The following is a 14,200-nucleotide window of genomic DNA, read 5'->3' on the forward strand; positions in this document are numbered from 1 at the left end:
ACCAGACGGCTTTTATATTTTATCAAATCTCAAATCCTTTGTCAAGAACTTTTTTGATTTATTTTTCGTCGCCTCGGCTCTCGCCTGACGACATTTAAATATATTACTCGTTTTGCTTTAACTTTGCAAGTCTTTTTTTCAAAAACTTTTTTAAAGCTCTCGAGCTCTTCGTCATCTTTCAAGACGACTTTATTAATATATAATACTTAACTTGGTTTTGCAAGTATTTTTTTATTAATTAAATCTGTCCTTCAAAAGACGACTTAATTAATATACCTTAGTCAACAGATTTAAACAAGTACAAATTTTAAATGATTATTGTCTTAAATCATGTTAAAGTTGATACATCAACACTTAGAGGAGGTTTTAAAAATTAAAAAAGTTGATCTCGCAATTATAGGTGCCGGTCCTGTTGGATTATTTGCAGCTCATTTTGCTCACTTGCATGGCTTGTCTAATTTAATCTTCGATTCATTATCTGAGGTTGGTGGTCAGCCCCAAATGCTTTATCCATTTAAACAAATTAGTGACATCCCTGCTTATAATACAATCAGTGGAACAGCCTTAATCCAAAATTTAAAATCAGGTTTACCAAAGGAAACCGAAATTATTACTAATCATAAAGTTAATGATGTTAAAAAAAGCGACGACGGTTTCATCTTAGATGATATGGTATTAGCCAAAAGCATTATTATTGCTACAGGTGCAGGAGCATTCAAACCTAAAGAATTACCATTGAAGATGAATGAAGATATTCAAAAAAGAGTCCACTACTTCATTAAAGACCCTAAAGATTTTGCCAACCAAAAGATAGGCGTCTTCGGTGGAGGCGATTCTGCTCTTGATTTAGCAATTGAATTGGCAAATTATACAAATGTCAAAATTATCCATCGTCGTAATGAATTCCGCGGTCTTGAATCCAACGTTAAAAAGCTTCGTTCTTTAGCAAACGTCGAAATTTTAACTCCCTATCTTCCAAAGGACATCCAATTAGTTAATAATCAATTGGATATAACTCTTAAAGGTATGGGTGATGTTCAACCACGCCATGAGCAGTTTGATCAAATTATTGTCGCTTATGGTTTCAAAGCTAATAATCGTTTTGTAAAAAAATGGGGAATCGAGCTCAACGGAACTAATATTGCTGTTGATCCAACGATGAAAACCAACATTGATGGAATCTATGCTGCTGGAGACGTAGTAAGCTATCCTGGACGGGTTCCTCTAATTGCTTTAGGTTTTGGAGAAGCTCAAATCGCTATTACTTCTATTATGCGTGATCTATTTCCAGAAAAAACTTTAACCATTCACTCAACTAGCATTTAGGAGAAAGAAATGACTTTAATCGATTTTATCTTACATATTGATGACCACTTGGTCACAATCGTTAACCAATTTGGTGGTTGGTCTTACTTGATCTTGTTCGCCATCATTTTTATTGAAACTGGTGTAGTTATTTTCCCATTCTTGCCAGGTGATTCACTTATCTTTGCCGCTAGTGCGATGGCCGCTAACCCAAAATATGGTTTAAATATTTGGCTAATATATTTAATCGTTGCCTTAGCTGCCATACTAGGTGACACCGCCAATTATGAAATTGGAGCATGGTCTACTAGAGCAGGTGAAAAACACAGTTGGTTCAATAAATTAATCAATCAAAATAATCGACTAGCTGCAGAAAAGTTCTTTGAACGCCATGGTCCAATTACAATTGTGATCGGAAGATTTATTCCATTTATCCGGACATTTGTCCCCTTTATTTCTGGCGGTAGCAAAATGCATTACGGTAAATTTATTGCTTATAATATTATCGGTGGTTTACTTTGGACAGGATTATTTACTGTTATCGGATTCTTCTTTGGTAACATCCCTGTAGTAAAAGATCATTTCTCAATGATTGTAATTGCCATCATCCTGGTTTCAGTTGTTCCAATTGCCATCGTAGCTTTGAAGAAAAAAATCTCACTCAAAAAAGAGTTCCACTAATGGAACTCTTTTTTATCTTCGTAACAACTTTTCAGCAAAATATAATTCGTAAATAATCCCGGCTACTGCAAAACAAGATGCAAAAAAGCCTTCGGTTAACACATTGATTATCGGATCAGTATTCGGATCGAATAACCAATCATTGTTGTTAAACAACATGTGGTGAAAAATTATAAAAAAACTATCAAAATTGGTTACTGCAAAAGGAAATACTACGATTGGCAATAACAATAAAATAAGTGCTGCAGATTTATCCAAGCTAAGCAGCGCTTTTTTTCTACGCTTTTTAAAAACAAAATACAGCATTAAACAAACAATAAATACGAGTACAGCAAAAACGAATAATTGCTTACATTCCGCAAAATGTTCTGCTGCATTAGCGGATGTGGGAAAATTATCCATTTTAAGCCGCTTTTTAAAGGGCCAGATCAAATAAATCATCAACTGGTTATAATTATGCATTACTTGAAATAAAGACATGTGAACAGTCTCATATGTCTTTTGTACCAGCATAAAAATAAACAAAAGCGGCCAGCTAGCGACAATAGCTCCCACTACACTACTCGAAATGGCAAACAAAAAATGATATATCAGTCCAAAAAAATTATCTTTTGTAATCATAGTTCGAATTCGTCTAAGTTATCAACCACATACGTTGGTTGGCGTTTGCCAACAATATCTTCTTTTTGAGTTACACCCGTCAAAGTTAATAATTGATCTACATCACTATTAAAACCTGCTTTGATATCAGTATCGTAGTTATCACCTACTAGTAAGGCATCATCTTTAGAATATCCTACTTTAGCTAAAGCCTTTTTTACGATGATAGATTCTGGTTTACCAATGTATAACGGATCTACCCCACTAGCCGCTGCAACAAAAACGCACTGAGATCCATTGCCTGGGATTAATTCATCCCCTGTAGGCAAATTCATATCAGCATTAGTACCAATAAAAGTAGCCCCGCGTCTAATCGCTCTTGAGGCTACACGAACTTTATGATAAGTCAAATCCTTGTCCATCCCGACAATAACGTAATCAGGATTTTCCTCATTAAGTTCAAATTCAGTATGCTGCAATAGCTCTCTCCATAAGCCGATTTCGCCAATGATGTATAAACCGATCTTTTTATTTGAATGATCTTTATTCTGACTCAAAATATAACTGGCTGTCGCCATACTTGGCGTATAAATATGATCAGTATCGGTTTCTACCCCGTGTCTCTTTAATTTATCGACCACCATTTGAGGTGTTCTAGTCGTATTATTGGTTAAAAATAAATAATCTTTTTTTTGCTCAATTAAACGATGAACAAATCTTACTCCTGATTCAACAGTATCCTTGCCACGATAAACTGTCCCATCTAAGTCAATTAAAAATACCCGGTAATCTTTCACTAGTTTCCCTTTCTTTTCTTAATAATAAAAGAATGATGACGTCCAAATTCTTTTTTGACTGCAATTGACTGCTTCTTTTTAAATTTGGTTTGATGAACTCGACGCTTCTTGAATGGATTATTTTCAGTTTTACGATATCCCTTGCCGTGACGTCGACGTGAGTGGAAGCGATCATTCTTACGATTACGTTCATAATGCGTTTTGCGCGGTCTTTGATGTGAATAATGATGAGTAGGATTAGTTAATTCCAAAATAAAATACGGCCCACCCGGATTACAATATTCAGTTAAATAATCTACGATCGCCATCTCTTTTTTATCAATCGAAGTGCGAGCTTCATCTTTATAAAAGCCTTTTAAGCGCAGGTGGTCACTTGAAACATCCCCTACTAAATAATCATATTGATCCAAAAATGGATCATATTTTTTACGGAGCATTTCTAGATCGAGCGCATCCCGTTCATTAGTGACAATGGTATATAACTGATCATTAATTTTTATACTTTTACCATCCTGTACTACGTTAGCAAGCGGATGACGCAAAGGCTTCTCTTCTTCAAATTTATTTACTTTTTCCTCTGCGCTTTTTTCTGAATTAGTTTTATTTTTTTCTGTCATTTACTTCACTTCTCGATGATAGTGGGTATATTTTAGCTAAATAATTGCCAACAACTTCACGCAAAAATTGAGGGAATAGGAATTCATTTTCACCAACAATAGCTAAAGTCGGGAAGAATGGCACTAATACATAGTGATCAAGGCAAGCGATTTGATACTCTTCTTCTGGATCAATCTCATGACCATTGGCATAAACGATTCGCTTACGAGTATCTACTTTAATTCCCTTGTAATACATTTGCCCAAAGATCTTGCCTCTAAAGCTCATCCCTTGCAAATGAAAATGATCCAAATAATGGCGATTCTTTTCAATTTCCATTACTAAACGCCAAAGATCGCTGCCTTTTAAGGTAGAACGCACAACATGCATAGGATGTGGCAATGCCTTTTGCAAATCATACTGAGTTAAAACTCCACTCTTAAATGGGGTCAAAAATAATCCTGAACTCAAAATTGCTAAATCTGTCTTGGCAAAATCAGCAATCGCATCAAGCGAAACTTGAACTGCCGCAATTTTGTCATCATTAAATTTTTCAGGCAGCTTAGCTACTTTATGTTCAGACAAAAGTTTTTGACCTTTATCATAGTAGCCTTGAATAACTGCCTCATCTTCTGGCATTTCTGGCATTGAAGCTGTAGGAATCGTATCAGGCACGATTTTAGTTACATGGTGGTTTTCGAGTTCAACATGAATATCGCCAACGTAATTACCCCATTTTCCAGTTTGGGTAATCCAAGTATGTTCAACTTTTTCACCATGAGCTAATAGATCATGACTGTGACCACCAACGATCAGATCGATTTGCGGATAATTCTTGACAAGCCAGCGGTCCATCTTAAGTCCTACATGAGTAATCAGAATCAAAACATCATATTGATCCTTAATTTGAGCTAATTGTTGATCCATTGCATGACCTAGCATTTTGACATGCCAGTGATTAGGACCATAAGTCATGGGATATGCTGCAGTAAGGCCGATTAAAGCAATTCGCGTGTTTTTCTTGGTTTTAATAATTTTATGACCCACTGCCCATTTAGGCATGGATTCGTCTTCTTCACGCAAATTAGCCAAAATTACTGGGAAATCAGCATGATCAAACAATCTTTCTAACACCCAGTGCGGATTAGATATTCCTTCATTGTTGCCAATCGTGATCGCATCATAGTGAAAGCCATTCATTAATTTAATATTAGCTTGGCCTTCAGTTGCATCGGTTAAGGGATGCGAACGATCCATAAAGTCACCGGCATCAAAAGTATAAACTTCATCAACTGAAGTATCTGCCTGAGCCTTTTTTAAATAGCGCCCAATTTTAGGAAAGTGTTCAAAATGTGAGTGTAGATCATTAGTATGTAAAATTCGCAAAGTTTCCATTTTTGTACTACTTTCTATCCAATTCGATTGGCCTTCAATATCATGTGATAAGCATCCAAAATTTTGCCTTTAGGCTTATCCCATTCTACCCACTTAGGATTTTTCCAATCATCTTCATTAGTCAATGTCTGCAAATCATAAGTATCATTGATATATTTTTCATACTCAATTAATGCAGTAGTACGCGGAATATTCAACTGTAATATCCGTACTTTTTTAATTTCACCATGGTCCACCGCTAATTCAGCAATTCCATTTTGATCAATATTAGAAATTTCATAATAACGACTACCATCATTTCTGGTAATCTCTTCAATTAAATCCAATTGTTCCATCAATTTCACCCTTTTGGAATAACAGAATCATACTATAAATAGAAAAAAATGTGTAACCATGCTATTGTTAATATGCGATAGAGGTGTACACATATGAAATTTAAAAGCCAACTATTTTGGGCTCTTTTTTTTAGCTTAATCTTTTTAACGACAAGTGGTTTTACTGTTGTTGGTCACCGCGGCGATCCCATCAAGTATCCTGAAGAAACTATTCAGTCTGATGATTCTGCCTTCAATTCTGGTGCTGATTACGTCGAACTCGATCTCCAACTTTCCAAAGATGGAGTTTTAGTCATCTCTCATGATGACGACCTTGAGCGAGTCACTCATACACATGCAATTGTATCACAAAATAACTTTGAGACACTTAAACAGCTAAAGTACGATAATGGCGAACACGTAATGTCGCTTAATGAATTATTTGAGCATTATAAAAATAAACCTAGCGCCAAATTTGTTTTAGAAACCAAGATTGATCATAGTATCAACCCATCTTACGAATTAGAAGATAAAATTGCTGCAGTAGTTAAGAAGTATCATATGCAAAAACGTATCATGATTCATTCATTTTCTGCAGCAAGTCTGTTTCATTTTAGAAAAATAATGCCTGATGCTTATTTAATCTTCATTGTAGGTAGCTTAAAACGCATTAACTTCAGTATTTTGCCTCAAGTAAATGCCGTAAACGCCGCTTCTGACATTGTTCAAGAGCATCCCTTCTTAATTCACTGGCTCCACAAATTGCATAAACAATTATTTGTCTGGGCAGAAATGGATGAATCACCTGCTCTTTGGCATTGGTTAATTAATCGTAATGTCGATGGAGTCGTTACCAACTTCCCCGCTACTGGGTTTAAATATAAATTAGCCAAAAGTGGTACTAAAAAATATGCTATCAATCGAACAGGAATCTATTTTGGTAAAACTAAGACCCCTACTATGATGAATCCCTATGTCCGAATTAAGGAAAAGAAATACGTTCGACCTAACCAAAAAGTTAATGTAACTTACGGCGTGCGAGTCGACAACAAATTATACTATCAGATAGCAGAAAAAACTTTTATTTCAGCGGAATTCGTCAACTTAGATTTACGCCGTAATGATATTGCACCTTATGAAAATAAAAAAATAATTGCTAAGCCTAACACTAAAGTAGCAATTTATAGTTATCCTGACAATCAAGCAAAAACAAAGAAATTCTTGCCTGCTAACACATTATTTAAAATTCAAAACTTTAATGGCGGTCCTAAGAACATGTGGCTTTACACCAAGAAAGGTTGGATTAAGGCTGATCAAATACTTTTCTACGGCTTTTTCAATAAAAAAGCTTTTCAGCAATATAACAACTTGCCACGAGTAAGCAAATACACGAACTTAGTTTTATTGACTTTCAATCCTAATAAATTAATCTTCACATCAACTTATTGGCAAAAGCGAAAACAAATTAATCAAATTATTCACTAAATTAAAAAAAAGCAGTTTTTATCAACTACTTCTTTTTTTGATACTTTTTATTGATTTAAAGTACTTTGTTTTTTAACTAATTCATATGGCAATTCAATATGAGTTTCGTCAACTTCTTCATTATTCATCAACTTAGTTAACATTCTCATAGCTACCGCACCCATATCATAAAGTGGCTGCTTGATTGTAGTCAAGGCTGGACGAACAACAGAAGCAAGTTGAGTTGCACTTGCAGTAACAATTTCCAAATCCTCTGGTATCTTCTTGCCTGCATCCATGGCTGAGTTCAAAATACCAACAGATGAAATATCACGGGTAACAATTACACCATCGATACCATCTTTAACGAGTTGTGGGTATAAATTGTAACCATCTGAATAATCCTTAACCCCGGTGTAAACATGTGGTTCACCCAGATTATTCTCTTTGATAAAGTCTTTGTATGCTGGAATTCTATTTTCACCATTTACCACTGCATCTTCATCACCAACCACGAGTGCCAAGTTCTTCTTGCCATCGTGCATTAATAAATTCAATGCTTCGGTATCAGCTTTCTTATAATCAATAGTTACGGATGCAAACTCATCGCGATTATCCTTAGTCCCAGCTAATACTACTGGAGTATTAGTTCTCTTAAATGCTTCTGCAGCTTCGTTTGGCAAACGGTTTGACATGTAGATCACGCCATCTACTTGCTTATTAAGCAAACTTTGAATTACTTGATCTTCCTTCATCAAACGATTTTCAATACTGGTAATGATAATGTTATACTTGTATAAAAGTGCAATATCATCAATACCCTTAGATAATTCTGCAAAATATAAATTAGTCAAATCTGGGACGATTAACCCTACTGTAGTGGTACGCTTAGATGCTAAACCTTGCGCTACAGCATTTGGTTGATAGTGTAATCTTTTAATTACTTCAAGAACACGATCACGTGTCTCTTTTCTCACATTATTATTGCCGTTAACAACACGAGAAACTGTCGCCATAGACACCTTAGCTTCTCGAGCAACATCATAAATTGTAACTTCTTGTTTATGCATCGCTTATTCTCAGTCCTTCCGAAAAATCCTTCACCTTAATTTATCATTATTTTGCTCTAAGTGCAAACGTTTACAGATTTTCTTTCATTTTTTCATACAAAAACATGATATACTGACACTAAACTAACAAAAAAAGAGGCTATTTATGAACTTAGATAAATTACAACAATGGCTGCAAGATTCAAACAATGATATTGCATACATTTCTAACCCAATTACTATTTCTTACTTCACGGGATATTCTATGGATCCTCATGAACGTATCTTTGCTTTGCTCGTATTTAAAGATGCAGATCCTTTTATTTTCTGCCCTGCTTTAAATGTAGAAGAAGCAAAAGATTCTGAATGGAACGGTGACGTTTTTGGTTACCTTGATTCAGAAGATCCATGGGAATTAATCGCCAACAACGTAAGAAAGAGAACTAAAGATACTCACACCTGGGCTATCGAAAAAGACGATCTTTCCGTTGCTCATTACCAATACCTGCGCGGCGAATTTCCAAATGCAAGTTTTACTAATGATGTTTCTTCATTCATTGAAAGACTTCGTCTTTACAAGACACCAGAAGAAATTAAAAAATTACAAGGCGCTGGTGCCGAAGCTGATTTTGCCTTTCAAATTGGTTTTGATGCAATCAGAACCGGTGTGACTGAAAGAAGTATTGCTGGTCAAATTGATTACCAATTAAAGATTCAAAAAGGCGTAATGCACGAAAGTTTTGAAACGATCGTCCAAGCTGGTAAGAACGCAGCTAACCCACACCTTGGTCCAACTATGAACACTGTTCAACCTAACGAATTAGTTTTATTCGACTTAGGTACTATGCATGATGGTTACGCATCTGACTCAAGTAGAACAGTCGCTTATGGTACGCCATCAGACAAGCAACGTGAAATTTACGAAGTTGACCGCGAAGCGCAACAAGCCGCAATTGAAGCTGCTAAGCCTGGTATTACTGCTGAAGAACTTGATAGCGTTGCTCGTGATATCATTACTAAAGCCGGCTATGGCGAATACTTCATTCACCGTTTAGGCCACGGTATCGGTAAAAATGTCCACGAATATCCATCAATCGTTCAAGGCAATGATTTAGTTCTTGAAGAGGGGATGTGCTTCTCCATTGAACCAGGTATCTACATCCCTGGCTTTGCTGGAGTAAGAATTGAAGACTGTGGTGTCGTAACCAAGGATGGTTTTAAGACATTTACACATACCAATAAAGACTTGAAGATTATCCCTGTTAGAGATTAATCTAAAATTTAGACGCAAAAAAAGCTGACATGACGTCAGCTTTTTATTTTGCGATGAATAATTGATTATTCTTCTGAATTATCTGGAGTTGAGGCAGTATTGTCATTTTCAGCATTGTTCAAATCATCAACTGATTTTTCTGCGTTATCGCCATCAGCAACATCATTGTCCTTGTTTGAATCATCAATAACGATGTCATCGAAGTCCTTTAATTCTGAATCATCTTCAACGTTCTTTGGGAATGAAGCTAATTGATTCTTAACGATTTCAGTACCATTGTCGTACTTCTTCTTCAAATCTTGAAGTTTATCGTTGTCTTTAATCTTGTTCTTAACATCATCAACTTGTTCATCACTAACAAGTAATGAACCTGCAATAAAGCCTGCTGCACAACCAGCTACAGCACCTAATACGAAACTTGCAAATTTTTTCATAGTGAAATCCTCCTTTATTAATTTTCACCTCTACGGCGTCTGCGTCTTGCAAAAGCAGTAGCCGCAATTGAAGAAACAAGACCAGCGTGACTAAAATGATTGCTACTAAAGCGTTTAGCGATCTTCTTTGATGAATCATTCAATTCTGATACGCTCTCACCCAAATCAGCAGCAGCTTTTACTACTGGATCCAACGTCTTCATTTTACCATTAACATCGATCATTAGGTCGTTAGTTTGATCTAATAAATTATGAGTTTGATCCATCAGACCATCCATATCTTCAGAAAGCTTCTTCATTGATTCATTAGTTGTCTGAATAGTAGCACTTGTTTCTTTCAAAACTTTTGCTGTACGAATAAGCATAGGGATCGTAAATAATACTAAAATTAAGAATGCAATTGCGGCAATTAAACCTGCTAAAGCACCATAAGAAATTGTCATCTTCTAACTTCTACCTCCATATACCATCTAAAAAAAGTCTAGCATGAATATACTTTATTCTCAATTAATGTCTTGTTATTCTTTTATTATAACCTATTAAATTCAAGAAAGGATATTATAAAACTATTTATGAAAATACCCACATTACCTACTCATTTCAGTCTGCATAAAATTCAGTTCAATTGGGACAAAATTGGGCAAAATTTTCTATCAATTATTTGGCAACTAGCCATTACTACCCTAATCTTTTACCTTTTATCCCACTTTGGTCACAAGATAATTAACAACTACTTGGCTAGACACAATACAATTAGAAATAAAAGGACTAAAACAATTACTGCTTTAATCAACAGTATCTTTCAATATACCTTGATATTCTTTTATCTTTTCGGTATTTTATCCATTATCGGCGTGCCAGTGGGAACTTTATTAGCCAGTGCCGGAATTTTCTCTCTTGCCTTAGGTATGGGGGCCCAAGGTTTTGTGAGTGATTTAGTTAACGGCTTCTTCATTTTAAGTGAAGACCAATTTGATGTCGGCGATACAGTTTCCATTAATGGTCAAGTCGGTACTGTAGATCAATTAGGTCTTAGAACCACTCGATTAAAAGCATCAGATGGTTCAATAATTTACATTCCTAACCGCAATATTACGATTGTACAAAATCTGGCCCATAATGCTATTGGACTAACTATTAATCTTGAATTAGATGCAGACAATGACTTTAGTCATATCACCAAAATTATTAAAGAGGTTAATAAATCAATTAAACCTGAAAAAGGCACCGTTTCTTCTGGCCCTTCAATTATTGGGGTTACTGGGCAAAATGGACGCACAGTTACCTATGGCGTTTATTTTAAGGTAAAACCTGAAAAGCAATCGATAGTTAAAAATTTATATTTAGGTAAATACATTCAAGCTTTGCAAAAAAATGATATTAAATTTGCAACAACTGCTAGTACAATCAAAACTAGCGCATAGAAAAAAGTGTTTAGAACGAAAAATTCTAAACACTTTTTTAATTGAATTGTTTTAGCCAATCAGGCAATTCTTGCAACAATTTTCTCACTGCATTACCACGATGAGAGATTTCATTTTTCTCATCTGTTGTCATTTGTGCAAAAGTCTTACCCTTTTCAGGAATAAAGAACAGTGGATCATAACCAAATCCATCTTCACCGCGTGGTGCAGCAAGGATCCGGCCTGAACAAGTACCTGAAACAACTAGATCTTTATCAAACTCACCTGGCATTGAAACAACGATCGTCGTCCAAAACTTGGCCGTTCTCTTTTCATCAGGTACACCGCCTAAATTAGCCAACAACTTGGCATTATTCTTGGCATCATTATGAGCTTCACCAGCATAACGAGCACTTCTTACGCCAGGTTCACCATTTAATGCATCAACCATTAAGCCTGAATCATCCGCAATTGTTGGTAATCCTGAAAATTCTGCTAACTCATGAGCTTTAATCTTGGCATTTGCTTCAAATGTTCTTCCACTTTCAATTGGATGAGGCGGATTATCTAAATCTGCATTAGTTTTAATTTCAACATCCACTCCAGCTCTTTTAAAAGCTTCCTTTAATTCCTTAGCTTTTCCTTGATTGCCAGTCGCAAATAAAATTTTCTTAGTCATTATAAATTCCTCGTATCTACTTGATGACTAGTCAAATCTGCTTGTCCTAAAAATCTTCTCCCCATTTCTGAGAATTTATCAGGATCTCCAGTGGTGTAGTATTCATGTTTTCCAGCTTGATCAGATGAACTAAATAAACCATCACGCCGCATAACATTAAAAGTATATTGTGCTACTTGATCAGCAGGATCTACGATTTGAATCTTATCACCTAATGCTTCCGCAAATTCATTTTGAATTAGTGGATAATGCGTACAGCCCAAAACAAAAGTATCAAAATCTTGACCCTTAAGTGGGGCAATACTGCGTTTTACCGCTGCTAAGTTTGTATCATAATCCTTTTGACTTTCAATGAGTGGAGCAAGCTCTGGCGCTGCAACTTCCATCACCTTGATATCAGGATCTCTGAATTTAATTTCTTTTTGATATGCATGTGAGTTAATCGTTACCGGAGTTGCTGCTACTGCGACTTTTTTATTTTTAGTCGTTCTAGCCGCGGCTAAACTACCTGATTGAATAACCCCGATAACTTGTTGTTCAACTTCATTTTGCAAAGTTGGCATTGCTACTGCAGTAGCTGTGTTGCAGGCAAAGATAATCAACTTTACTTTCTTTTGCAATAAAAACTTCACACTTCGGCGTGTAAGTTCAATAATTCGTTCACGACTTTTATCACCATAAGGCATATTGGCACTATCACCAATAAAAACAGTAGATTCGTGAGGCAACTTTTCAATTACTTTTTTAACAACTGTAAAGCCGCCAACACCCGAGTCTAACAATCCAATGGGACGATTATCCATAATAAAAACCTCTTATTAAGAAAAAATTATTTTCTACTCCTACTAGTTTACGGTAAAATAAAAAATAATAAAAGGGATGAATAAGTTTATGACAGAAAACGCAAACGAACACGTATATTTTATTAATCAACTTTACCGTGACTTTCTTTTACCAACTATTTTAGGTGATGACGATGCCCCTATTCTTTATTGGGCTGGCAAAAGAATTTCACGTCACTACGACTTAAGCGATTTTGATGATTTGATTGATTTCTTCCATATGGCTAAATTTGGTACTCTTGTAAAAACCAAAGAAAGAAGAGCCTCCATCACTTTTGAATTAAGCGGTCAAAATATCGAAGACCGTTTAGACAGTGATAGTAAAGAATTTTCTCTTGAAAGTGGCATGATTGCCGAAACCGTACAAAAGGAAACTGGTAAAATCACCGAAAGTGAAATTACCATTTTACCTAAAGAAAAGAAAGTTCAAATCATTGCTCGTTTTGGCTAAAAATTTAGCAAAAAAGATAACTTTTTTATAGACTATAATTTATTATTACTATATGCTTTACCTTAGATTAAAATATTTTTAGATTTAGATATAGGAGTAATAAAATGCTTAAGGAATTCAAACAATTTATTGCACGCGGAAACGTTATTGATTTAGCAGTCGGTGTGATTATCGGTGCAGCTTTTACAGCAATCGTAAAATCACTTGTTAAAAACTTAATCAATCCGCTCATCGGTCTTTTTATCGGTAGAATTGACTTGTCTAACTTAACTCTTAAAGTAGGAGAAGCTAATTTTAGATACGGAAGTTTTCTAAATTCCATCATCAATTTCCTTATTATTTCCTTCATTGTCTTCTTAATCGTAAAAGCCGTTAATAAATTTACGAAAAAGGAAGAAGAAGAAACTCCAGCTGCTCCAACTGAAGTAGACTACTTAAAAGAAATCCGTGATCTTCTTAAAGAAAAAGAAGCATAAAAATAAAGCTTGTGGCTTCGCCACAAGCTTATTTTTTTATTTTAATTAACCAGCGTATTGATCCAAAATTTGGTTCAACTTTTCCTTTGGAGTGTAACCAGTTAAACGATCAACAATTTGACCATTCTTCTTAATAATCAAAGTTGGGATAGCCATAATACCAAGATTCTTAGCAGTTTCTTGATTGTGGTCAACATCCATCTTTGTAAACTTAACATCTTGACGTTCTTCTGCCAATTGGTCAATTACTGGTGATTGCATCTTACATGGACCACACCAAGTTGCCCAAAAGTCTGTTAAAACAACGCCATCTTTAGTTTCTTCTTCAAAATTTTGATCAGTAATTGCATCAACCATATGCTTTACCTCTTTCAATTAATATCGTTTTATCTTTAAATCTATATTAATAATATATCAGCTTTACTTACTTTTTACAAGAA

Annotated in this window: 18 protein-coding genes; 7 read left to right on the forward strand and 11 right to left on the reverse strand. The window is 35.3% G+C overall.

The genetic code is table 11. The annotated features are described in order from the left end of the window. Positions 1–330: 330 nt before the first annotated feature. Together CP368_RS01935 and CP368_RS01940 are read left to right on the forward strand one after the other, a co-directional pair. Positions 331–1,326, forward strand: a complete 996-nt coding sequence (locus CP368_RS01935) for an NAD(P)/FAD-dependent oxidoreductase (RefSeq protein WP_162606866.1) — start codon at positions 331–333, stop codon at positions 1,324–1,326. Positions 1,327–1,335: 9 nt separating this feature from the next. Further along, the gene (locus CP368_RS01940; RefSeq protein WP_025005164.1) at positions 1,336–1,986 is read left to right on the forward strand and encodes a VTT domain-containing protein; all 651 of its coding nucleotides are present in this window, start codon (positions 1,336–1,338) and stop codon (positions 1,984–1,986) included. Positions 1,987–1,998: 12 nt separating this feature from the next. Here CP368_RS01940 and CP368_RS01945 read toward each other — a convergent pair whose 3' ends face one another. The 5 genes from CP368_RS01945 to CP368_RS01965 are packed head-to-tail and all read right to left on the reverse strand — an operon-like array spanning position 1,999 to position 5,710. Beyond that, complete coding sequence (locus CP368_RS01945; protein ID WP_098036973.1) at positions 1,999–2,607, reverse strand: TIGR01906 family membrane protein; 609 nt, start codon at positions 2,605–2,607, stop codon at positions 1,999–2,001. Next, the gene (locus tag CP368_RS01950) at positions 2,604–3,383 is read right to left on the reverse strand and encodes a TIGR01457 family HAD-type hydrolase (protein WP_098044070.1); all 780 of its coding nucleotides are present in this window, start codon (positions 3,381–3,383) and stop codon (positions 2,604–2,606) included. Before CP368_RS01950 ends, CP368_RS01945 begins: the two co-directional genes overlap by 4 nt. Next, entirely contained in the window at positions 3,383–4,000 is a 618-nt protein-coding gene (locus CP368_RS01955; protein ID WP_098045705.1) for a YutD family protein, read from the reverse strand. Before CP368_RS01955 ends, CP368_RS01950 begins: the two co-directional genes overlap by 1 nt. Continuing rightward, positions 3,984–5,375, reverse strand: coding sequence for a bifunctional UDP-sugar hydrolase/5'-nucleotidase (locus CP368_RS01960; protein ID WP_098045706.1), 1,392 nt, complete (start codon positions 5,373–5,375; stop codon positions 3,984–3,986). The genes CP368_RS01955 and CP368_RS01960 overlap by 17 nt, the downstream gene beginning before the upstream one ends. 14 nt (positions 5,376–5,389) lie before the next feature. Further along, entirely contained in the window at positions 5,390–5,710 is a 321-nt protein-coding gene (locus CP368_RS01965; protein ID WP_025005169.1) for a hypothetical protein, read from the reverse strand. A 93-nt stretch (positions 5,711–5,803) separates the two neighbouring features. Here CP368_RS01965 and CP368_RS01970 point away from each other — a divergent pair, with 93 nt between their 5' ends. Beyond that, entirely contained in the window at positions 5,804–7,174 is a 1,371-nt protein-coding gene (locus tag CP368_RS01970) for a glycerophosphodiester phosphodiesterase (RefSeq protein WP_098044067.1), read from the forward strand. 47 nt (positions 7,175–7,221) lie between these two features. Here the strand turns inward: CP368_RS01970 and CP368_RS01975 are convergent, their stop codons facing one another. Beyond that, entirely contained in the window at positions 7,222–8,223 is a 1,002-nt protein-coding gene (locus CP368_RS01975; RefSeq protein WP_087176020.1) for a substrate-binding domain-containing protein, read from the reverse strand. 145 nt (positions 8,224–8,368) lie between these two features. On the opposite strand from CP368_RS01975, the gene CP368_RS01980 reads away from it, so the two are divergent. Next, the gene (locus CP368_RS01980; protein ID WP_098036978.1) at positions 8,369–9,475 is read left to right on the forward strand and encodes a Xaa-Pro peptidase family protein; all 1,107 of its coding nucleotides are present in this window, start codon (positions 8,369–8,371) and stop codon (positions 9,473–9,475) included. Between the two features lie 65 nt (positions 9,476–9,540). On the opposite strand, the gene CP368_RS01985 is transcribed toward CP368_RS01980, so the two are convergent. Then, positions 9,541–9,909, reverse strand: coding sequence for a hypothetical protein (locus CP368_RS01985; RefSeq protein ID WP_025005173.1), 369 nt, complete (start codon positions 9,907–9,909; stop codon positions 9,541–9,543). Between the two features lie 17 nt (positions 9,910–9,926). Then, on the reverse strand, positions 9,927–10,352 hold the full coding sequence (locus tag CP368_RS01990) for a DUF948 domain-containing protein (RefSeq protein WP_003627742.1): 426 nt from the start codon (positions 10,350–10,352) through the stop codon (positions 9,927–9,929). Positions 10,353–10,481: 129 nt separating this feature from the next. On the opposite strand from CP368_RS01990, the gene CP368_RS01995 reads away from it, so the two are divergent. Further along, on the forward strand, positions 10,482–11,333 hold the full coding sequence (locus tag CP368_RS01995; RefSeq protein WP_098044066.1) for a mechanosensitive ion channel family protein: 852 nt from the start codon (positions 10,482–10,484) through the stop codon (positions 11,331–11,333). 37 nt (positions 11,334–11,370) lie between these two features. Here CP368_RS01995 and CP368_RS02000 read toward each other — a convergent pair whose 3' ends face one another. Both CP368_RS02000 and murI read right to left on the reverse strand, forming a co-directional pair. Continuing rightward, a complete protein-coding gene (locus CP368_RS02000) occupies positions 11,371–11,991 on the reverse strand; it encodes an XTP/dITP diphosphatase (RefSeq protein ID WP_098044065.1) in 621 nt (206 codons plus the stop codon). Then, positions 11,991–12,794 carry a glutamate racemase gene (gene murI / locus CP368_RS02005; protein ID WP_098036979.1) on the reverse strand — a complete coding sequence of 268 codons (804 nt, stop codon included), beginning with the start codon at positions 12,792–12,794 and terminating at the stop codon, positions 11,991–11,993. Before murI ends, CP368_RS02000 begins: the two co-directional genes overlap by 1 nt. Positions 12,795–12,870: 76 nt before the next feature. Between murI and CP368_RS02010 the strand changes: the two genes are divergently transcribed. Next, on the forward strand, positions 12,871–13,284 hold the full coding sequence (locus CP368_RS02010; RefSeq protein ID WP_098044064.1) for a YslB family protein: 414 nt from the start codon (positions 12,871–12,873) through the stop codon (positions 13,282–13,284). A gap of 104 nt (positions 13,285–13,388) precedes the next feature. After that, a complete protein-coding gene (mscL, locus tag CP368_RS02015) occupies positions 13,389–13,760 on the forward strand; it encodes a large-conductance mechanosensitive channel protein MscL (RefSeq protein ID WP_025005178.1) in 372 nt (123 codons plus the stop codon). A 45-nt stretch (positions 13,761–13,805) separates the two neighbouring features. Here the strand turns inward: mscL and trxA are convergent, their stop codons facing one another. Next, positions 13,806–14,117: a thioredoxin gene (trxA, locus tag CP368_RS02020; protein WP_014563092.1), complete on the reverse strand. Its 312-nt coding sequence runs from the start codon at positions 14,115–14,117 to the stop codon at positions 13,806–13,808. Positions 14,118–14,200: the final 83 nt, after the last annotated feature.

It is taken from the genome of Lactobacillus sp. UMNPBX17 (assembly GCF_002553735.1).
GTDB classification, from domain to species: domain Bacteria; phylum Bacillota; class Bacilli; order Lactobacillales; family Lactobacillaceae; genus Lactobacillus; species Lactobacillus gallinarum.